The sequence below is a fragment of the Natrarchaeobius oligotrophus genome (genome assembly GCF_003841465.1).
Taxonomy (GTDB): domain Archaea; phylum Halobacteriota; class Halobacteria; order Halobacteriales; family Natrialbaceae; genus Natrarchaeobius; species Natrarchaeobius oligotrophus.
Genome location: NZ_REFZ01000007.1, coordinates 25,979 through 44,918, shown reverse-complemented (window position 1 = coordinate 44,918; position 18,940 = coordinate 25,979). Strand labels below are relative to the sequence as shown.

General features: G+C 64.3%; 21 protein-coding genes. 12 read left to right on the top strand and 9 right to left on the bottom strand.

Annotation, left to right across the window (positions count from 1 at the left end):
• Positions 1-92 precede the first annotated feature (92 nt).
• The gene (locus tag EA472_RS11685) at positions 93-944 is read left to right on the top strand and encodes a translation initiation factor eIF-2B (RefSeq protein ID WP_124191699.1); all 852 of its coding nucleotides are present in this window, start codon (positions 93-95) and stop codon (positions 942-944) included.
• A 52-nt stretch (positions 945-996) separates the two neighbouring features.
• A complete protein-coding gene (locus EA472_RS11680; protein ID WP_124191698.1) occupies positions 997-2,283 on the top strand; it encodes a TIGR00341 family protein in 1,287 nt (428 codons plus the stop codon).
• A gap of 33 nt (positions 2,284-2,316) precedes the next feature.
• Here EA472_RS11680 and EA472_RS11675 read toward each other — a convergent pair whose 3' ends face one another.
• Positions 2,317-3,009 carry a ThuA domain-containing protein gene (locus EA472_RS11675; protein ID WP_124191697.1) on the bottom strand — a complete coding sequence of 231 codons (693 nt, stop codon included), beginning with the start codon at positions 3,007-3,009 and terminating at the stop codon, positions 2,317-2,319.
• 281 nt (positions 3,010-3,290) lie between these two features.
• Here EA472_RS11675 and EA472_RS11670 point away from each other — a divergent pair, with 281 nt between their 5' ends.
• Together EA472_RS11670 and EA472_RS11665 are read left to right on the top strand one after the other, a co-directional pair.
• A complete protein-coding gene (locus tag EA472_RS11670) occupies positions 3,291-4,418 on the top strand; it encodes a Gfo/Idh/MocA family protein (RefSeq protein ID WP_124191865.1) in 1,128 nt (375 codons plus the stop codon).
• 138 nt (positions 4,419-4,556) lie between these two features.
• Complete coding sequence (locus EA472_RS11665) at positions 4,557-4,949, top strand: hypothetical protein (RefSeq protein WP_124191696.1); 393 nt, start codon at positions 4,557-4,559, stop codon at positions 4,947-4,949.
• A gap of 265 nt (positions 4,950-5,214) precedes the next feature.
• On the opposite strand, the gene psmB is transcribed toward EA472_RS11665, so the two are convergent.
• Both psmB and EA472_RS22525 read right to left on the bottom strand, forming a co-directional pair.
• A complete protein-coding gene (psmB, locus tag EA472_RS11660) occupies positions 5,215-5,946 on the bottom strand; it encodes an archaeal proteasome endopeptidase complex subunit beta (protein WP_124191695.1) in 732 nt (243 codons plus the stop codon).
• A gap of 122 nt (positions 5,947-6,068) precedes the next feature.
• On the bottom strand, positions 6,069-6,239 hold the full coding sequence (locus EA472_RS22525) for a hypothetical protein (protein WP_165874877.1): 171 nt from the start codon (positions 6,237-6,239) through the stop codon (positions 6,069-6,071).
• A gap of 386 nt (positions 6,240-6,625) precedes the next feature.
• Here EA472_RS22525 and EA472_RS11655 point away from each other — a divergent pair, with 386 nt between their 5' ends.
• Positions 6,626-6,979, top strand: a complete 354-nt coding sequence (locus EA472_RS11655) for a DUF555 domain-containing protein (protein ID WP_124191694.1) — start codon at positions 6,626-6,628, stop codon at positions 6,977-6,979.
• A gap of 81 nt (positions 6,980-7,060) precedes the next feature.
• Entirely contained in the window at positions 7,061-7,600 is a 540-nt protein-coding gene (locus EA472_RS11650; RefSeq protein WP_124191693.1) for a CBS domain-containing protein, read from the top strand.
• A gap of 148 nt (positions 7,601-7,748) precedes the next feature.
• On the opposite strand, the gene EA472_RS11645 is transcribed toward EA472_RS11650, so the two are convergent.
• The 4 genes from EA472_RS11645 to EA472_RS11630 are packed head-to-tail and all read right to left on the bottom strand — an operon-like array spanning position 7,749 to position 11,497.
• Entirely contained in the window at positions 7,749-8,780 is a 1,032-nt protein-coding gene (locus EA472_RS11645) for an ABC transporter ATP-binding protein (protein ID WP_124191692.1), read from the bottom strand.
• A 2-nt stretch (positions 8,781-8,782) separates the two neighbouring features.
• On the bottom strand, positions 8,783-9,616 hold the full coding sequence (locus EA472_RS11640) for an ABC transporter permease (protein ID WP_124191691.1): 834 nt from the start codon (positions 9,614-9,616) through the stop codon (positions 8,783-8,785).
• Positions 9,609-10,481, bottom strand: a complete 873-nt coding sequence (locus tag EA472_RS11635; RefSeq protein ID WP_124191690.1) for an ABC transporter permease — start codon at positions 10,479-10,481, stop codon at positions 9,609-9,611. Before EA472_RS11635 ends, EA472_RS11640 begins: the two co-directional genes overlap by 8 nt.
• 20 nt (positions 10,482-10,501) lie before the next feature.
• A complete protein-coding gene (locus EA472_RS11630) occupies positions 10,502-11,497 on the bottom strand; it encodes an extracellular solute-binding protein (RefSeq protein ID WP_165874876.1) in 996 nt (331 codons plus the stop codon).
• Positions 11,498-11,906: 409 nt separating this feature from the next.
• Here EA472_RS11630 and EA472_RS11625 point away from each other — a divergent pair, with 409 nt between their 5' ends.
• The 5 genes from EA472_RS11625 (at position 11,907) to EA472_RS11605 (ending at position 15,317) form a co-directional block, all read left to right on the top strand.
• Complete coding sequence (locus tag EA472_RS11625) at positions 11,907-12,896, top strand: metallophosphoesterase family protein (protein WP_124191688.1); 990 nt, start codon at positions 11,907-11,909, stop codon at positions 12,894-12,896.
• Positions 12,893-13,681, top strand: a complete 789-nt coding sequence (locus EA472_RS11620) for an HAD-IIA family hydrolase (RefSeq protein ID WP_124191687.1) — start codon at positions 12,893-12,895, stop codon at positions 13,679-13,681. The genes EA472_RS11625 and EA472_RS11620 overlap by 4 nt, the downstream gene beginning before the upstream one ends.
• 139 nt (positions 13,682-13,820) lie before the next feature.
• Complete coding sequence (locus EA472_RS11615) at positions 13,821-14,102, top strand: 4a-hydroxytetrahydrobiopterin dehydratase (RefSeq protein ID WP_124191686.1); 282 nt, start codon at positions 13,821-13,823, stop codon at positions 14,100-14,102.
• A gap of 9 nt (positions 14,103-14,111) precedes the next feature.
• The gene (gene lwrS, locus EA472_RS11610; protein WP_124191685.1) at positions 14,112-14,504 is read left to right on the top strand and encodes an LWR-salt protein; all 393 of its coding nucleotides are present in this window, start codon (positions 14,112-14,114) and stop codon (positions 14,502-14,504) included.
• A gap of 183 nt (positions 14,505-14,687) precedes the next feature.
• Positions 14,688-15,317 (top strand): HAD family hydrolase, encoded by a 630-nt coding sequence (locus EA472_RS11605; protein ID WP_124191684.1) that lies wholly within the window; start codon positions 14,688-14,690, stop codon positions 15,315-15,317.
• Here EA472_RS11605 and EA472_RS11600 read toward each other — a convergent pair whose 3' ends face one another.
• Positions 15,318-16,304, bottom strand: a complete 987-nt coding sequence (locus EA472_RS11600) for a DMT family transporter (RefSeq protein WP_124191683.1) — start codon at positions 16,302-16,304, stop codon at positions 15,318-15,320.
• 145 nt (positions 16,305-16,449) lie between these two features.
• Between EA472_RS11600 and EA472_RS11595 the strand changes: the two genes are divergently transcribed.
• Positions 16,450-17,247 (top strand): helix-turn-helix transcriptional regulator, encoded by a 798-nt coding sequence (locus tag EA472_RS11595; RefSeq protein WP_124191682.1) that lies wholly within the window; start codon positions 16,450-16,452, stop codon positions 17,245-17,247.
• 96 nt (positions 17,248-17,343) lie between these two features.
• Here the strand turns inward: EA472_RS11595 and EA472_RS11590 are convergent, their stop codons facing one another.
• Entirely contained in the window at positions 17,344-18,927 is a 1,584-nt protein-coding gene (locus tag EA472_RS11590; RefSeq protein WP_124191681.1) for an HTTM domain-containing protein, read from the bottom strand.
• Positions 18,928-18,940 lie beyond the last annotated feature (13 nt).

The window sequence follows — 18,940 nt, the reverse complement described above, 5'->3', positions numbered from 1 at the left end:
GCAACCGCTACGTCGTCGACCCCGACGGCGTCTCTCCGTCGTCGCGTGGATCACCCGGAACACCTTTGACGCTGACCGAAATCCTCTCTGGTATGATCGACGAGACGGTCGAGGAGATTCAGGCGATGCAGACGCACAGCTCCTCGGTGGTCGCCATCCGCGCGGCGCGCGCCCTCGAGGAGCTGACCGAACGGGAGTTCGCCACCGTCGAGGAGTATCTCCGCTCGCTCGAACAAAACGGCGACGCGCTTCGGCGGGCCAACCCCTCTCACGCCTCGCTCCAGAACGCGATCCGATCGGTCGTCGAAAACGTCGCGGACGAGGATCCGGAGACGGTCGAGGAGGCCAAACGGTTGACGCGAGAGCGGATCGCCTGGGTGGTCGATACGGTCGAGTCGGGAAAGCGACTCGCCGCCGAGAACGCGGCCGAGATCCTCGAAGACGGCGCGACGCTTCTGACTCACGACTTCTCCTCGACGGTGATCGAAGCCCTCGAACGGGCGACCGACGCCGGAAAGTCCTTCGACGTCTACGTCACGGAAGCCAGACCGCGGTACATCGGCCGCAAGACGGCGCGGCGGCTCGCAACCGTCGACGACGTCGACGCCACGCTGATCACCGACAGCGCCCACGGCGTCTACCTCGAGGAGTGCGACCGCGTGGTCGTCGGGATGGACTGCATCGTCGAGGACACCCTGTACAACCGCGTCGGAACGCTGCCGATCGCCGCGACCGCGGATCAACTCGACGTTCCCGTTACCGTGCTGGGATCGGCGTCGAAGATCGTCGCCGAGGGGTTCGTCTTCGAGAACGACTTTCGCTCGAGCGTCGAGGTCATGTCCGAGCCCGCCGACGGGTTCGCCGTCGAGAATCCGGCCTACGACGCGACGCCGGTCTCGCTGCTCGAGAGCGTGATCACCGACGACGGACGTCAACCGTTCTGACAGTCGGCCTGCGATGGCCACAGCATATCGTCGCTCGCGGTGAACGGGGCGTATGCGTCTGGTGCAGGTGTTCGTCCCGCAGGGCGATCTGGAACTCGTCCTCGAGACGGCCGATCGAACGGGCGTCGACTACGCGGTCTCCGAGGAGACGAGCCGCGGCGAGTTCGAGGCGATCGTGTCGATCCCCGTCCCGCCGGCCGCCGTCGAGCCGTTGCTCGCGGGACTTCGCGACGCCGGCTTCGACGAGGACTCGTACACGGTCGTGACGGCGGCGGAAACCATCGTCTCGAGCCGAGCGGAAGCGCTCGCTGGGCGATTCTCCGGGACGCGAATCTCGCGCGAGGAACTCAGGGCGCGAGCGGCCGACCTCGCGCCCGCCGCGTCGACGTACTTCGTCCTCCTCGTGGTGAGTACGGCTATCGCCACGGCCGGGTTGTTGCTCGATTCCGCGGCGACGATCATCGGCGCGATGGTCGTCGCACCGCTGATGGGGCCGGCACTCGCCGCGAGCGTCGGCGTCGTGGTCGACGACGACGAACTCGCGGCTCGCGGCGTGTTCCTGCAGGTCGCCGGTCTCGTCGCCGCCGTCGCGACCGCGGCGCTGATCGGCTGGCTCCTCCGGGGGACGATACTGTTGGCACCGGGGTTCGACATCACCACGGTCCCGCAGATTCGAGAGCGAATCACGCCCGACTTGCTCGCGCTGTTTCTCGCGCTCGGATCGGGCGTCGCGGGCGTCGTCAGCCTCGTCCGAAACGTCGGATCGGTGCTCGTCGGCGTCGCGATCGCGGTCGCCCTCGTCCCGCCGGCGGCGACGGTCGGCCTCGGCGTCGCCTGGGGACATCCGACGGTCGTCGTCACGGCGGGGACGCTCGTCCTCGTCAACCTCCTCTCGATCAACCTCACCGCCCTGATCGTGCTGTGGCTCTCGGGCTACCGTCCACACCGCGGCTCGAAGGTCGAGCACGTCTACGGACGGCTGCGATCGCGCGTCGTCGTTCTCGTCGTCGCCATCGCCGTCCTCTCGGTCGTTCTGGGCGGCGTCACCTACGGAACGTACCAGACCGCCGCCGTCGAACACGACGTGAAGACGGAACTCGAGGCGATGAGCGACGATCCGGCGTACGGCGGCCTCGAGTTTCGGGAGGAACGCGTCGAGTACGAACTCGTCGACGTCTACGCGGGAAACCGGCCGCAGGTCACCGTGCTCGTCGAGCGGCCACCCGGGCAGACGGAACCGTCCGACTTCGCCGACGACGTACGAGAACGTCTCGAGACGGCCGCCGGAATCCAACTCGAGGTCGCGATCGAACTGGTCGACACCCGGCGCAGCGGCTGACCGGGTCGATGAAGCGTCTCGGCGGAGCGACGATCACGGTCGCTCGCCGAACGTCCGGGGGGACCCATCCGTCGGCGCCGCCCAGTCGACGGCGTTTCGAAGCACCCGCCGAACCGCGTCGTCCTCGTAGATCGGGTACGTCTCGTGTCCCGGCCTGAAGTAGAAGATCCGCCCGCTGCCACGGCGGTAACAGCAGCCGCTTCGAAACACCTCGCCGCCCTCGAACCAGCTCACGAAGACGAGCCGATCCGGTTCGGGAACGTCGAACGGTTCGCCGTACATCTCCGTCTCGGGTAGCTCGATCGATTCTTCGAGACCGTCGGCGATCGGATGACCGGGGTCGACGACCCACAGCCGTTCCGCTCGTCCGTCCTCGCGCCACTGGAGGCTACAGGTGGTCCCCATCAGTCGTTTGAACACCGTCGAGTAGTGGCCGGAGTGGAGGACGATCAGTCCCATTCCCTCGAGCACGCGCGACCGAACCCGATCGACGACCGCGTCCGAAACCTCCTCGTGGGCCGTGTGTCCCCACCACAGCAGAACGTCCGTCGTCTCGAGCACTTCGGGCGGCAGTCCGTGGTCGGGTTCGTCCAGCGTCGCCGTCGTCACCTCGTGATCGTCCAGCGCGTCGGCGAGCGTCGCGTGGATTCCGTCGGGATACACGGTTGCGACCTCGTCGCGCTCGCGTTCGTGTCGAAACTCGTTCCAGATCGTGACATCGGCCATGCGGCGGGCGTCCACGCGAGCGCCCATAGCTGAGGTGGTTGCAGCCCGGAAACCGGATTCACAATCGTTTATTTCTCTCGAGGATAGACAAACGGGTTAGTTAAAATATATTGTTTATAGAGACAGTCAGATAATTCTAACCGAGAAAGTAGTCACAACTCTTATTTCGATCGCTGACCGCGTACCTACATGGAATCCTGGCTTCACAGACAAACGACGACGAAACGGCGCATTTCTCACGCTCTCTGTCCGCTCGAAACGTGGAAATCGGGGGTTTCTCCATGATCGGCGACGGGATCGGCGTCGGAATCGTCGGTCTCGGCGGAATGGGGACGCTCCACGCGCGACGCATCGACGAACTCGGCGCGGACGTCGTCGCCGGCGCGGATCTGGTCGAAGCCAAGCGCCGCCAGTTCGCAGGCGAGTTCGGAGCCGAGACGTACGAGACACACGAAGGGCTCGTCGTCGACGATAACGTCGACGCCGTCGTCGTCACGACGCCCAACCGATTTCACGAACCCATCACGGTCGCCGCCCTCGAGGCGGGCTGTGACGTCCTCGTCGAGAAGCCCCTCGCTCACACCTTAGAGAGCGCGGTGCGGATCGCCGAGGCGGCCGCGAAGGCCGAGGGCATCTGTATGGTCGGCTTTCACAACCGCCACGCCGGATCGATGGCGATGTTCGACGAGTACGACGCTCGCGGCCGGTTCGGCGATCTCACGCACGTCGAGGCGAACTACGTTCGCCGACGCGGGGTCCCCGGACCGGGATCGTGGTTCACCGACCCCGACCTCGCCGGCGGCGGAGCGCTGCTCGACATCGGCGTTCACGCCCTCGACCTCGCGCTGTACGCGCTCGACTTTCCCGAGATCACCGAGGTCTCCGGCGTCACCAGGACGACGTTCGGAACGCGCGAGAGCTACGCCGATCCCGACGGCTTCGGCGACAACTGGAACGCCGAGGCCGAGACGTACGAGGTCGACGACTCGGTCAGCGCGTTCATCCGGTGTGCTGACGGGCAAACGATCTCGCTCGAGGCGGCCTGGGCGACGAACCGCGAACAGAGCATGGATTTCCGGATCCGCGGCACCAGGGCCGGAGCCCAGTTCGACATCGGGAGCACGGATCTGACGATCCTCGAGGCCGGAACGACCGGCTGCGACCACTACGCGGACGCCCAGCTCACCGGCGATCCGACGGTGACGGGCCACGAAACCCAGGACCAACAGTTCCTCTCGACGATCGCCTCGGGAACGGTCCCCGAGACGAACACGATCGAACAGGCCCTGCTCGTCCAGCGCGTGATCGACGCCATCTACCGATCGAGCGAGGCGGGCCGATCGGTCCGGCTCGAAGAGGTTCCCCTCGAGCCCGAGCTGACGGCACGCACCAACTACCGTTCCTCGTAGTCGACGGAACCGTCGCCGTTCGTGGCTATCGGAGCCGATCGGTGTGCGAACGCACCGTTCAGGAAAATAGTTTCATTCGTTAACTCAAACTGTTTATGCAGAAATATTATATTCTCTATCGTCGTCGATCAGACTGGCATGAAACGCAGAACTGCACTCGGAGCGATCGGCGCATCGATCGTCGCAGGAACCGCACTGACCGGCACGACGTCGGCCGACGAAGACGGTCCCCGACTCGTCTCACTCGAGTCCGAAACCGACGCCGGCGGCTCCGGTGAGGGTAACGAGTACGCCGTCGAGTACGTCGGCGAAGGAACGGTCGAGGTCACGGGCTCGACGACCGTGCCACGGCCCTGTTACGAGGCGGAGGTCGTTGGCATCGAGGCGACCGAGTTCGGCGACGTCGTTCGGCTACGGCCGGTCCGGACTGACGACCTGTGTCCGGACGTCGTCTCGCGGCTGTCGTTTCACGTCGAACTCGAGTATTCGGGCGAGACGAACGACGTCTTCCTCGAGTTCCTCGAGGAGTGAGATCGACGCCGAACGCCGTGACGTGACCGCTCGACGGACGACGACCGATCGCGTCGAACGAGGACGGCTCGGGTCGGAAACTCGTCGTGGCTGCCAACGATTCGATTGACGCGGGAACCGCCTGTGAGCCGCCGTTGACGGCCGCAGAGACGTCGTGGTCGGGTACGCGACGTCGTTTCGGTCGCTGTGGCTACGGTGATGAAATCGACGACAGAACGCCGCTGAGATCACGGCGGGAGCGACGACGTGCTTCGATACCGCGGCGCTAGATCACGTCGTCGAAGTCGTGATGGCCGTGGATGTCGACGCCCTCGTCGGTGATCTCACAGAGGAACACGCCGTTGCCCGAGCCAGTGTCGCGCTCGGCGGCGGATTTGATTCCGCGGGCTGCGATGGTCGTCGCCTCGTCGTTCGAGAGGCCGTCCTCGTAGGCCTGCTCCAGGTGACCGTAGGCCAGTTGCATTCCGGAGCCGGTGACCGTGTAGTCGTCTTCCATCACGCCACCGGCAGGATCGATGCTGTAGACGTGGCTTCCCTCCTCGTCGACGCCGCCGAGGATCGGATGGATCGCGAAGAAGGGACCGCCGCGAGCGAAGTTGCCGGCGAGCGTCGCGAGCGCGTCGATGCTCATGTCCTCGCCGCGTCGGGCCTCGAAGAGGTTGACTTCGGCGCGGAGACTCGCGATGAACGACTGAGCGCCGCCGACGCTGCCGACCATCGTGAGCGCGCCCGTGGGGTGGATCTGTTCGACCTTCTGGACGTTCTTGTTCGAGACGAACCGGCCGCCGAGGCTGGCGCGCATGTCCGTCGCGATGACGACGCCGTCGGCCGTCGTGATACCGATCGTCGTCGTTCCGGTCTTGTTCACGGTGTCGAGGTCCGCGCGCGAGAGGTCGTTCTGAGGCATCGATCCGATCTCCGGCTCGTACGGGTTGGGGTCGCTTGCGAGCTGATCGATCGTTCGGGAGAACTCCGAGTCGTGCATGGGCGTTCGCATTGACGAACTGTTACGGCCGGCACGGTATAAAACACCGGCGTTCACAACGGTCGTTTCCGCTTCGGTCTCACCGTGCAGTCGTCGGGGCGATACGGCTGGAGAACGGCTCGATTAACAGGTCATTACGGTCGGGAGGCGTCGTACGCTCGCTCGACGTTCGCGAGGAGGCGGTGGACCGGCAGCGTGACTCCGGCCTGCCGGGCGGCGAGTGCGAGTGGCATCGCGACGATACCGATCACGATGCACAGCTGGTACAGTGCGAACAGGGTCGCGTGGTACACGCGGGTTATCATCAGCGTTCAGGCGAGGTTGAGATGCAGGGAGTATATAAGCCTTCTTGATTTACAGAGACTATAATGTTCGTTGATTACTTTTGAAGTCGGCGCAGTCGTGCGATTCAAATCGAGTTGTCCTGTGCCCAAGCGCGGCTGTACTCGAAACGAAATCCGGGTAAGCAGACCGAAATCGACCGGCACAATTTTCGTAACTTATGAGCATCATCCTGCTCTCGTGCGCGCTCGAGCGCCGCTAGCGTGCGAATTGCGCGCACTCGACGGGCGGTCCGTACCCGGATTCGTCCGTTCCATTGATCGGTCGGTCCACTCGTCGGCCGGTCGTTCGGTCCGCGACCGCCGTCGCGAACCGCAAAGCAAGAAACCCCCCGGAACGACCACGACGTATGGGCAACTATCTCGTCGCGATGGAAGCCGCGTGGCTCGTTCGTGACGTCGAGGAGATCGACGACGCGATCGGCGTCGCCGTCAGCGAAGCGGGGAAACGGTTGAACAGCGAGGGGCTCGACTACGTCGAGGTCGAAGTGGGTGCAACGGGCTGTCCCGCCTGCGGCGAGCCGTTCGACTCGGCGTTTATCGCCGCCGACACTGCGCTCGTCGGGCTGGGCCTCGAGATGGAGGTGTTCAACGCCGACGGCGAAGAACACGCCTCTCGGATCGCAAAGAGCGAAGTCGGCGGCGCGCTACGGGACGTTCCGCTGACGGTCGTCGAGGTCGTCGAGGTGCCGGACGACTCCTGACGGACCGAACCGGATCCGCGACGGTGACCGAAACCGGCGGCGACCCAAAGTACTTTCTATAACCCGTAGTTATCTACCCGTATGGAACTGCCGACCCCCGCGGATTTGCGACAGCGTCGCACCGAACTCGGGTTGACTCAGAGCGAACTGGCGGACAAAGCCGACGTCTCCCAGCCGTTGATCGCTCGGATCGAAGGCGGTGACGTCGATCCGCGCCTCTCGACGCTGCGTCGGATCGTCAACGCCCTCGAGAAAGCAGAGAGCAACGTCGTTCGCGCGGCCGACCTGATGAACGAAGCCGTGGTGAGCGTCGCGCCGGACGATCCGGTGAGCGAGGCGGCCCGCAAGATGGAAGAGGAGGCCTACTCCCAGCTGGCGATCATCCAGGACGGGATCCCGGTTGGCTCGATCAGCCAGGGTGACCTCGTCCACCTCGACTCCGAAGCCCGCGACGAACCGGTCGAAGAGCACATGAGCGAGAGCTTTCCGACCGTCTCGAAGGACGCGACGCTGGACGAGATCAGCAATCTCCTCGAACACTACAAGGCCGTGATGATCACGGAAGCCGGCGAGACGGTGGGGATCATCACCGAAGCGGACGTCGCACGCCGACTCTCGTAGTCGGTCGTTGCGACGTCCGACGACTCGTACGGATCGCCGTCTCGACGTGGCGGTGCAAGCGCGGACGGTTCGCGGTCCTATCGGCGACGACGGACAACAGGTCCTATCACGCCGCTGGACGAAACGGTCCGGAACGAAAACGTCTCGTTCAGTTGACGACGTGGACGTTCGAGGCGTCGAGCGAGAGGTTGATCCTGTCGCCGGGTTCGAGGTCGCTGACGTCTACCTCTTTCGGGCTGACGTTCAACGATATCTGGTTTTCGTCCGGGAGTTCGACGACCATCTGGACGGTGCCGCCGATGTAGAACGTATCGAGGACGGACGCCTCGATCGGACCGCCGTTGAGCGTAAAGTCGTCGGGACGGGTGACGACGGTCACCTCCCCGTTGGTCGGAGAGAGTCCGCCCGCCTCGATCGTCGTGAAGCCGAGGTCGACGGTGCTTCCGTTCGCGGTTGCCGGGAGGAGGTTGGACGTGCCGATGAAGTTCGCGACGAACTGGTTGGCCGGCTGCTCGTAGACGGTCTCCGGCGTGCCGATCTGCTCGATGTGGCCGTCGTTCAACACCGCGACCCGATCGGCCATCGCCATCGCCTGCGTCTGATCGTGGGTGACGTACAGCGTCGTCACGCCGATGTCGGTGAGGAGCTTTCCGATCTCCCGTCGCAGGCGCTTTTTCAGCTTCGCGTCGAGCCCCGTCATCGGTTCGTCGAGAAGCAGGATTTCGGGTTCGATCGCGAGCGCGCGGACGAGCCCGACCCGCTGTTGCTGGCCGCCCGAGAGACTCGAGGGATCTCGGTCTGCGAGGTCGTCGATGCCGACCAGCTCGAGCAGTTCCATCGCTTTCGCTCGTCGCTCCTCTTTCGGGACGCCCTGCATTCGCGGGCCGAAGGTGACGTTCTCCAGGACGGTCATGTTCTTGAACAGTGCGTAGTTCTGGAAGACGAGGCCGACGTTTCGCTCCTCCGCGCGCACGTCGGTGACGTCCCTGTCGTCGAAGTGAATTCGACCCTCCGTCGGCTCCTCGAAGCCGGCTATCGTCCGAAGCGTCGTGGACTTACCGCAGCCGGACGGGCCGACTATCGAGAGGACTTCGCCCTCACGGACGGTGAGTGAGATGTCTTCGATCGCCGTTTCCGTGCCAAACCGCTTCGTGATTCCATCGAGTGTAACTTCAGTCATCGTTATACGTTCCCTCCGAGTTTCACTCCTTCGTCGCTGATGAGCTGGACGATGAGCAGCAAGCCGACGATCAACAGGATGAAGATCGACGCGAGTGCGCTCGCTTCGCCGACCGTCGCCGTTCGGAAGCCGCCGAAGAGCGCGATCGGCAACGTCGTGTTCTGTGGCGTGTAGACGAAGAAGCTGATGTTGAACTCGCCCAGCGAGAGCGCGAACGCCATGATCGCGCCGGCGATGATACCGTTGTAGATGTTCGGAACGATCACGTAGAGGAACGTTCGGAGCCAGCCAGCTCCGAGGCTCCGTGCGCTCTCTTCGAGACGACGGTAGTTGACCGACTCGAGCGTCGCCATGGTCACCTGGATGACGAACGGTATCGTAAACAGGATGTGACCGATGATGATGATTTCGACGGTACCGCCGATGTCGATCCCGAACCGCGGTGCACCCCAGCTCCGAACGATCGCGACGCCGATCACGATCCCGGGGATCGCCATCGGCAGGATCGTCAGCTCCATCGCGAGTCGCTTGAACGGGAAGTCGTAGCGTACGAGCGTGTACGCCGCCGGAACGCCGATGATGATGTCGACGATCACGGTGATCACGGCGATCTGGATACTCAGGATGATCGCATCCAGGTTGTTCGAGATCGCCCCCTCGTAGAACTCGAGGGTCGGACTCCCCAGTCCGCCCACGGCCGAGCCGAAAAACGAGTAGAAGAAGACGACGAACACCGGAAGCATGATGAACGTCAGCACCGCTGCGCAGACCAGGTAGAAACCGATCAGGCCGAAATCGAGGTCGCGAAAGCGCGACCGGTTCGCCGATTCAGGCATAGACGCTCCCCCCGAACTTTCGTCGGTAGCCGTAGATGACGCTGACCGTGATTATCGTCAGGACGACCGCCATCGCCGCGCCGGCTGCGTAATCCTGCTGGCCCATGATGACGTTGAAGATCATCAGCGGCAGGATGTCCACGACGCCGCTGGCGATGAGTAACGCGGTCCCGAACGCCGCCATACAGACGCTGAACGCGAGCGTCACCGCCGACGCGATCGCCGGCGCGATGACGGGCAGCGTGACGTAGCGGAACGTCTGCAGACGAGTGGCACCGAGACTTCGGGCGGCCTCCTCGACGCTCTGATCTACCTTCTCGATCGACGAAACCATCGACATCGTCACTCGAGGCAGCGTGAAGTAGGTGTAGCCGGCGACCAGTCCCCAGAAGCTGAAGACGATCGCGAACGTCGACGCGCTTTCACCAGAGAGGAACGCGAGGAACTGCGGCAGGACGCCGGTGCGTCCGAGGACGACGATCATCGCCCAGGCGACCAGCACGCCCGGGAAGCTGATCGGGAACGAGATGATCGCGACGACGAGTCGCTTGCCGACGAACTCGCGGCGGGCGATGAAGTACGCCATGAACAGCCCGAGAACGATCGAGACGCCGGTGACCAGAATCGAAATCGCGAAGCTCATGAACAGCGCGTTTCGGTACCTGCCAACGGCGAAGATGTTGACGTAGTGTCCCAGGAACGTCTCGGACTGGAAGCTCAGTTCGAAGAGTCGGTACAGCGGCAATCCCAGAAACAGCAGGAACAACAGGGCAAACGGTAGGCTCAACAGCCACGGTAGCAGGTCGTCCACCCGTTTCCCCCGAACCGTCACCCGCTCCGGTATCGAAATAACCCGTTCTATCATGGAGATCAAACGTCCGCTGTTTACGAAGCGATTTCCTCGGAGAACTCGCTACGAATGTCGCTCTGGTGTTCGACGAGCTCCTCGTAATCGATCGCTTGCGAGCCGCCGTACTCGTCCTCGGGAAGCATCATGTCGGCGATTTCGTCCGGAATGTCGACGTCGTCACGCGCGGGCGTGACGAACGACTCCGCGAACAGTTGCTGTCCCTGTTCGCTGAGCTGGAAGTCACACAACTGTTCGCCGTTTTCCTGGCGCGGCGCGTCGTTGACGACGTTCAGCGTGTACGGGATGACGAGCGCGCTGTCGTCCGGAACGACGACCTCGACGCTGTCTTCGTCCATGTCGCTCAGGTACTTCGCCTCATAAGCGTTGAAGTCGTAGGCCATCAGCATCGGCACTTCGCCCTGGAAGAAACTCGTCGTCACGCCCTGGTCGGGCATGGCGGCGATGTTTCCTCTGTCCTGAAGCTCCTGGAAGAACTCGATGCCGGGCTCGAAGTCCGTCAGCGACCCGCCCATAGCGAGGTTCGCGTTCACGTAGTTGATGAACCCGTTGTACGCCGATTCGGGGTTGTACAGCGCGATCGTATCCTCGAATCGTTCGTCGAGGAGATCCTCCCACGTTTCCGGCGGCTCTTCGATCTCGTCCGTGTTGACCGCCCAGCCGACCGTCCCGTAGTGGTTACAGAACCACTCGCCGTCCGGATGTTTGAGGTCGTCCGGAATCTGGTCCCAGTTTTCGGGTTCGTACGGCTGAGTTAACCCTTCCTGTTCGGCGACGATCGCGTCCGAAATTCCCATGTACGCGACGTCAGCCTGTGGGTTGTCGGCTTCGTTCGTCAACGCGTTCAACGTCTGTCCGCTGTTTTTCGTGTCCTCGGGGAAGTCGATCCCGGTTTCCTCCGTGAACGTCTCGCGGACCGTACTGTAGTTCGCCCAGCCGTCGACCGCGTTGTACTGGATAACCAGGTCTTCATCGTCGTCGCCGAACAGACATCCCGCGAGTCCGGCGGTCATTCCTACTGCAGCCCCCCCAGCACCTTTCACAAACGACCGTCGTGTGGTTGTAGGTCGCATCTCGGGCAAACAGATGAACAAAGATAATTTAAAATTTTTCCTAAGTAACTGACCGTTTCCAGGGTAATTCAACTTTTAAACTATGTCTACATAGATATAACTAAGACGGCGGTTCTCAAATGACATGCAATAAACTGCCACTATTCAGGATTATAGTCCTATATCCACATACTTATGTCGGAATATTCGCATGGAGTTCGACGATTAACCATCAATAAAAAACGCCGCGTATTGACGAGATTTTTATGTTATCTATTCTGTCCAATCTATATATGCGAAACAGTGGCATTGGTGCTGGACAAAAAGATTCATGGTTAGTTACGCAAACCCAGGTAACCAGGGATAAATAATGGGAACAGGAACCGCCGATCGTGGACGTGAGTCCACCGTTGGGCCCACTATCGGGCGATTTCTCGAGCCGTCGGCGTCGACCAGGACTCGAATTGCCGTCGTCGGAGATATTCACCTTTCGATCGATACGCACGGGACGTGGAAAGTACTTCATCGCACCGAACGGCGGCTCTCAACCGTCATCGCGGACTGCGAATTGGACGATCTCGACGGGATCATCTTCGCCGGCGATCTAACCCGGAGCGGTTCACACCGGGAGTTCGAGTCGTTCGACGAGCTGGTCGAACCGCTCGAGGTGCCGTGGGTCGCGATCCCGGGGAACCACGACGTCCCGCCCTGGGACGGCCGTAATCCGGACGGTTCGCTCACGCGAGACGAGTTCGCGGCCGCCTACGCGGACGGATCGTTTCCGACCGTCGCCCGGTTCGGCGGCGTGGACGTCGTCGGGCTGAACACCGCCTCGACTCCCGACGACCGGCTGTCGGGCTGGGGCGGCGACGTCTCCGACGAGCAACTCGCGGCACTCGACGATCGGCTGTCGTCGCTCGAGAATCCGATCGTCTGCTGTCATCACAATCTGTATCCGCTCGCCGAACAGCCGGAAGCCGAGCCGTGGGAGTGGTTTTCGCTCGATCGTCCCGCGGCGCTCGAGGCGGTGCTGTCGAACCACGACGTCCCACTCGTCGTCTCGGCGCACCACCACCTACCCGCGGCGACCGTTCGCGACGACCTCCGCGAGCTGATCGTGCCGCCGGTGTGTTCGTTTCCGCAGGCGTACTGCGTTCTCGAGATCGACGAGCGAGGAACCACGGCGCGGCTGGTTCCGCTTGCCACGCCGGAGGAGACGGTCGAAGCGTACTGGCACGCCGCAACGGGCGACCCCCTCGGACGGGGCGTTCTCGAGATGGCGTCCTCGAGACTCGAGCGTCTGCCGCTGGTCGACGAGCGAGCCGACGACGAGCGACCGAACTGTGAGGAGAGACGATGACCGGACTCGGCTCCGTCGAGGGGGCACTCGTCGACCTGGACGGGACGGTCTACCGCGGCGAGACGCTCATTCCGGGTGCCGCCGACGGAATCGAGGCGCTGCGGACCCGCGGCGTTCCGGTGCTCTTTCTCTCGAACAATCCGCTCAAAAGCCGATCGGCGTACGCGCGCAAGCTCACCGGAATGGGTCTTCGCGCCGAGCCCGACGACATCCTGAACTCGACCGTCGTCTCGGTTGATTACCTCGTCCGCGAGCACGACGACGACGGTATCTACGTCATCGGTGAATCACACCTCGAGGGCGAACTCGAGGCAGCGGGGCTCGAACTAACCGACGATCCCGATCGGGTCGACGTTGTGTTGATCTCGATGGATCGCTCGCTCGATTACGAGGCGCTGACGACGGCGCTGCAGTCGATCGACGACGAGACGACGATCCTCGCGACGAATCCGGACGCGACCTGTCCGGTCGAAGACGGCGAGATTCCGGACGCGGGAACGACCGTGGCGGCGATCGAGGCGGCGACCGGTCGCGAGATCGATCGCGTGATCGGCAAACCGTCGCCGATCACGGTCGAGGCGGCCTCCGAACGGCTGGGCGTCGAGTCGAGTCGCTGTCTCGTGGTCGGCGATCGAATCGAGACGGACGTCCGCATGGGCGTTCAGTCCGGTATGCAAACGGCGCTCGTCCTCTCGGGCGTCACCGACCGGGAGGACCTGCGCGAGTCGACGATCCGACCCGACGTCGTTCTCGACGACCTTGGTGACGTCTCGTCGCACCTCTGATCGCGCGACGGTTTCGTCGACGCGACGCCGACACGCAGCACCGAAACCGACCGACGCACCGGCCGTACCGACCCGACGGGCTGGCAGAACGGGTGAGGGAGACACAACCATTATCACAGCGGATTCCGTTGTCGAAAACATGGGCAGTCTACTTTCGGACGACGAGATCGAAGAACAGCTCCCCGACAGCTGGGACCGCGACGGCGACGAGATCGTTCGAACCTACGAGTTCGACGACTACCTCCACGGCGTCAACTTCGCCCAGATGGTGGGAGAGATCGCCGAATCCCAGTTCCACCATCCCGAGATCGTCGTCCGGTACAAGGAAGTCGAGATCCGACTCACCTCACACGAGGAAGGCGGCATCACGGACGACGACGTCGAGATGGCGGAGCTCATCGAATCCGAACGAAACGCCTGATCGAGACGGATGGACGGCGAGTACGCGTTTCGCGTGCGGGTTCGACTCGAGCCGGCGGGCGAGGGCGTCCGCCTCGAGCCGGGAAGCGCCGAGACGGCGGTCACCCTCTTTCGCGAGGCACCGGAGCCGGGAACCGAAGGGTGGCTGTTCTTTCGAGATACGCTCTGGCGCGGCGAGGTCGGCGACCAGGAGTACGCCCGCCGGCTCGCCGAGGGGTGGCTCGATCTCCCCGTCGAATCGGTCTCCTTTCGCGAACTGCGGGCCGACGAGGCGTACTTCGAGGCGTTGAAAGCCGAGATCGCCGACGATCTGGCGGCGTTCAACGCCGACGACGTCTCGGAGGTGCTCTCGAAGTATCTCGGCTCGAGCATCAGGGTCGTGGACGGTTCGAGCCGGAACTAGTCGATGACGCCGACCGGCCCGCCGGCTGGGCGGAAGCGGTCCGACCGGACGAGAATCGGTTCGCGCCGCCGTCCCGTCACACATCGGACGCCCTCCATCTCGCGAAATCGGGGAACGAAGCCGTAGACGGACCGCGACGACCGATAAGCATTTACTCGAGACGGCCGTAGGTTGGTGTCCTCAATGGTTCCGGAGTACGACTTCTGGCTGCTCGATCTCGACGGGACGCTCGTCGACGTCGAGTGGTCGTACACGCGGGAGGTGTTCGATCGGGTCGGCGATCGGCTGGGCCGGTCGTTCACCGATCGGGAGGCCGACGTCCTCTGGAACGGACTGACCGGCTCGCGGGATCGACAGCTCGAGGCGTGGGGGATCGATCCGACCGAGTTCTGGACGGCCTTTCACGACGAGGAGGATCCGCTTGTGCGGGCCGAACAGACCTACCTCCACGACGACGCGGCGTTCGTCGCCGACCTCGACGCGCCGGTGGGACTGGTCACCCACTGTCAGGAGTTTCTCTGCGAGCCGGTCCTCGAGAACGTCGGCATCGGCGACTGGTTCGACGTGCGCCTGTGCTGTACCGAAGAGACGGGATGGAAACCCGATCCGGCGCCCGTCGAGCGCGTCATGCACGACCTCGAGGTCGCGAGCAACGGCCACCGCGGCGTGCTGGCGGGCGACGGCGCGAACGACGTCGGTGCGGCCTGGAACGCCGGCCTCGACGCGATCCACGTCGAACGCGTCGGCCACGAACGCCGCGGCCAGTGCGTCCTCGGCGACTACCGGGTGCAGTCGTTCGACGAACTCGGCTGATCAATCCGCCCGATATCCTCGCGGCTCCTCGTCCGCTCGCGGGCGGTCGTGTTCCGTCGAACGACGGAACGCCGATTCGACGCCCGAATGCGGGGACAGTTTCCCGATCGAGTCGCTCTCGAGAACCGCGAAGCCGACGAAGACGAACGCGAAGCCGACGAGCGCGAGCGGTTCGATGGCTTCCCCCAGCAGCGCCCAGCCGCCGAGTGCGGAGACGACGGGGACGACGTAGAAGACCAGATTCGTTCGGATCGCACCCGCCGCCTCGAGCAGCGCGAAGTACGCGACGTACGCGATAGCGCCGGCAAACAGCGCGAGATAGCCGATCGCGATCACCGCCTCCGCCGTCCACGTTACCGACGCGATCGACTCGCCGGCCGAAAGCGACAGGGCGTGTGACAGCGCCGCGGCGAGGGGAAGCCCCCAGGCGAGACGAACCGTACTCGAGAGGGTCGTCTCGACGCGACGGATCGCGACGACCCCCAGCGCGGCGCTCGTCGCGCCCGCGAACAACACGAGCGTCCCGATCGCGTCGCCGCCGAGGAGCGCGGTCGAATCCGGACCGACGACGAGCGCGACGCCGACGAGACCGAGCGCGATCCCCGTCGCACCCCGAATCGACAGGCGCTCGTCGGCGAGAATTACCGCCGCGAACGCCGGCGTCAACACCGGATTCAGGCTGAAGACGATCGCGGCGACGGCGCTCGTCGCGTACTGCTGGCCGACGAACAGGAAGGCGTTCGTCAGCCCGATCACGAGCACGCCCGTCGCGAACACGGCGGCGACGTCGCCGCTCGTCTTCGGCACCAGCTCCGCTCGCGCCGTCGTCGCGAGGACGTAGCCGAGCACGACGACGGCCGCGACGTCGAACCGGAGCGCGACGAACAACAGCGGTGGCACGTACTCGAGGCCGGCTTTCGCGGCGACGAACGTGCCGCCAAACAGCAGACTCGAGATCGCAAACAGCGCGAGCGTACGACGGTCCATACCGACGAGAGGCGGCGGATCGGCTTAATTCCGTTCAGTAAATTTTTCACGGGAAGAAACGTCCGCCGAGGTTCCGAATCGACCCGCGGCGTGAAATTCGAACGAGGGTCGAAAATCGTATGCCGGCCCGGAAACGAAACGGGGTATGGAATCGCCGCTCGAGGAGATCGAGTTTCTGGCGCTCTCGCCGAATCGCGTCGACGTGCTCGAGTTGCTCTCGGACGGTCGGTACACCCGCCGGGAGCTCGCCGAGGCGACGGGAGCGTCGCAGGCGACGCTGGGTCGAATCCTCGGCGACTTCGACGAGCGATCCTGGATCAGACGCGAGGACAGTCGGTACGTCGCGACCGCGACCGGACGGCTCGTCTCCGGCGGTGTTTCCGACCTCCGCGAGATCGTCGAGACCGAACGGAAGCTCCGCGACGTCGTCGAGTACATGCCGACGGAGTCGCTCTCGTTCGATCTCCGTCGCCTCTCGGAAGCGAGGATCACCGCACCCAGTCAGACGCGACCGAACGCGCCGGTACAGCGGCTGCTCGAGCTGCTCGAGGACGCAAGCGAGGTTCGAACGGCGTCGCACGCGTTCAACGAACAGACGCTTTCGATCGTCCGCGAGCGGGTGACAGCCGGCGAGTTGACGTTCGACGGCGTCTTCTCCGAGAGCGCCATCGACGCGCTCGCGGAGGACGCTGGATTGCGGGCGCGCCTCGAGTCGCTGCTCGAGGCCGACGGCGCGCGGATCTGGATCGTCGACGAGGACGTTCCGCTCGCGGTCGTTGGGGCGGACGAGGCCGTCGCGTTGTTGCTTCGCGACGCCGACGGCGTTCTTCGCGCGGCGGTCGACGTCGACGACGACGCCGTGCGGTCGTGGGCCGAGGAGACGGTTCGCGAGTATCGAACCCGAGCGACGCCGCTCGAGTCCGAGGCGCTCCGGACCGACTGACGCGGTCGCGACGACCGTCGTCGGCTCCTCGCCCGATCGGTTCGACGAGAACGGTCGGACCGCGTTCGACCGATCCGTCGGACGACCGGCCGGCGATCAAAACGGCGGCGAATCGACTTCGGTCGGCTCTCGGTCGCCACAGCCGTGGCGGTGGATCAGGACGGATTCCCGCTCGCGCTCGTCCGGCGCGTCGATCGTCTCGAGGGTCACGTCCTCTCGGATCTGATAGAGTTCGACGTGGGTGATCCGGTCGCCGTCGTCCGAGCGCCACGTCCGGCAGTGGTGTTCCGCCAGCAGGACCGGCGCGTCCGGCGGTTCACTCGCCGCCACGTTGGTCATGTAGAACCGCTCCCGGTACGTCTCGTACTGGGTCTGTAACTGATCGGACGGGCGCTCGTAGGTCAGTTCGCGATCGTTGTAGACGTCGACCAGCTCCCCGCCTTCGGTCTTCGCGGCGAAGACGTGGTACCGGTCGGTCGTCCGCGGGTGGGGCGCGAAGATGCTCCACTCGGTCTGGTGGTCGACGAACGCCGCGGTCGCCGACTCCACCTCCTCGACGCCGCGGACGTCGTCGCCGACGAGGCCGCCGGCGGACAGCGTCGAGACGAGCGCGATCGCGACGAACGCGACGACGACGACCGAACGGGCGCTCCGGGACGGGTTCTCCGGGAACCAGCCGGGCGTCTCGAGGCCCGGGTCCGACCGCGGGACCGACGACGCGACCGCGATCAGCGTCGGACGCACGGTCGTCTCCACGACGGACTCGATCTCGAGTCGACGGGCGAGGGCCCGAAGATCGTCCCAGAACGGTGCCCGCAAAAACAGGAGCAACCCGGCGATGGCGACGTAGGCGAACGCGCCGATCCGAACCGTCACGGCGAACGAAAGGTGGGAACCGACGAACGCGCCGACCAGGAGGGTTCGAACTCGCCCTCGAGCGAGCAGGAGCAGCCACGAGCACAACAGCATGACGAACCACGCCAGTCCGCCGTACCGAAGCAGCGACGGGACGGTGCGGACGACGTCCCCGAGCAAAAACGTCATGTCGTCCAGCCCGAGCACCAGCGGAGCGGCCTCGCCGGTTCGCCACAGCTCCGACGACGTCTTGTGGTAGCCGTTGACGACGTACATCGTGATCATCTGCAGCAGTATCAGCGCCGACCCGATCGAGACGACGGACGGCCGCGGCGGTCGGTCGGCGTGGACGGCGTCGATCGACCATCGTTCCCCGAGGGGGAGGAAGATCGCCCACAGCAACAGCCACGCGAAGAGGACGTCCGCGTAACTCAACACGAGCGGGTTGCGCAGGTCGAGCGAGACGACGAAGACGAACGCGAGGATCGTCGCGATCCGGGTTCGATATCCCACGAGCAACTGGAGGGCGATCAGGGCGTTGAGGACGAACAGCGCCGCGATCGCGGTCGGATCGCTCGAGAGATGGTACACCGTGGTCACGTCGACCGGGGCCGCTTCACGAGCCAGCGAGCGCGGAACGACGCCCGCGTCCGTGTAGAAGTGCGCGAAATTTCGCGCACGGAGGAACACGTCGGCGAGAACGAGCCCCGCGACGACGATTCGAAAGAGCGCGAGCGATCGCGTATCGATCCGAACGCACGCCCGCAGGAACTCGACGGCGGTGCGGGCCGCCTCCGACGGACGTCTTCCGTTCGCGAACCGCATCTACCTGCACCCC

Excerpts from the sequence above, each read along its gene's own strand:
- EA472_RS11685 (WP_124191699.1), top strand. The coding sequence starts at position 93 with ATGATCGACGAGACGGTCGAGGAGATTCAGGCGATGCAGACGCACAGC.
- EA472_RS11680 (WP_124191698.1), top strand. The coding sequence starts at position 997 with ATGCGTCTGGTGCAGGTGTTCGTCCCGCAGGGCGATCTGGAACTCGTC.
- EA472_RS11675 (WP_124191697.1), bottom strand. The coding sequence starts at position 3,009 with ATGGCCGATGTCACGATCTGGAACGAGTTTCGACACGAACGCGAGCGC.
- EA472_RS11670 (WP_124191865.1), top strand. The coding sequence starts at position 3,291 with ATGATCGGCGACGGGATCGGCGTCGGAATCGTCGGTCTCGGCGGAATG.
- EA472_RS11665 (WP_124191696.1), top strand. The coding sequence starts at position 4,557 with ATGAAACGCAGAACTGCACTCGGAGCGATCGGCGCATCGATCGTCGCA.
- psmB (WP_124191695.1), bottom strand. The coding sequence starts at position 5,946 with ATGCGAACGCCCATGCACGACTCGGAGTTCTCCCGAACGATCGATCAG.
- EA472_RS22525 (WP_165874877.1), bottom strand. The coding sequence starts at position 6,239 with ATGATAACCCGCGTGTACCACGCGACCCTGTTCGCACTGTACCAGCTG.
- EA472_RS11655 (WP_124191694.1), top strand. The coding sequence starts at position 6,626 with ATGGGCAACTATCTCGTCGCGATGGAAGCCGCGTGGCTCGTTCGTGAC.
- EA472_RS11650 (WP_124191693.1), top strand. The coding sequence starts at position 7,061 with ATGGAACTGCCGACCCCCGCGGATTTGCGACAGCGTCGCACCGAACTC.
- EA472_RS11645 (WP_124191692.1), bottom strand. The coding sequence starts at position 8,780 with ATGACTGAAGTTACACTCGATGGAATCACGAAGCGGTTTGGCACGGAA.
- EA472_RS11640 (WP_124191691.1), bottom strand. The coding sequence starts at position 9,616 with ATGCCTGAATCGGCGAACCGGTCGCGCTTTCGCGACCTCGATTTCGGC.
- EA472_RS11635 (WP_124191690.1), bottom strand. The coding sequence starts at position 10,481 with ATGATAGAACGGGTTATTTCGATACCGGAGCGGGTGACGGTTCGGGGG.
- EA472_RS11630 (WP_165874876.1), bottom strand. The coding sequence starts at position 11,497 with ATGACCGCCGGACTCGCGGGATGTCTGTTCGGCGACGACGATGAAGAC.
- EA472_RS11625 (WP_124191688.1), top strand. The coding sequence starts at position 11,907 with ATGGGAACAGGAACCGCCGATCGTGGACGTGAGTCCACCGTTGGGCCC.
- EA472_RS11620 (WP_124191687.1), top strand. The coding sequence starts at position 12,893 with ATGACCGGACTCGGCTCCGTCGAGGGGGCACTCGTCGACCTGGACGGG.
- EA472_RS11615 (WP_124191686.1), top strand. The coding sequence starts at position 13,821 with ATGGGCAGTCTACTTTCGGACGACGAGATCGAAGAACAGCTCCCCGAC.
- lwrS (WP_124191685.1), top strand. The coding sequence starts at position 14,112 with ATGGACGGCGAGTACGCGTTTCGCGTGCGGGTTCGACTCGAGCCGGCG.
- EA472_RS11605 (WP_124191684.1), top strand. The coding sequence starts at position 14,688 with ATGGTTCCGGAGTACGACTTCTGGCTGCTCGATCTCGACGGGACGCTC.
- EA472_RS11600 (WP_124191683.1), bottom strand. The coding sequence starts at position 16,304 with ATGGACCGTCGTACGCTCGCGCTGTTTGCGATCTCGAGTCTGCTGTTT.
- EA472_RS11595 (WP_124191682.1), top strand. The coding sequence starts at position 16,450 with ATGGAATCGCCGCTCGAGGAGATCGAGTTTCTGGCGCTCTCGCCGAAT.
- EA472_RS11590 (WP_124191681.1), bottom strand. The coding sequence starts at position 18,927 with ATGCGGTTCGCGAACGGAAGACGTCCGTCGGAGGCGGCCCGCACCGCC.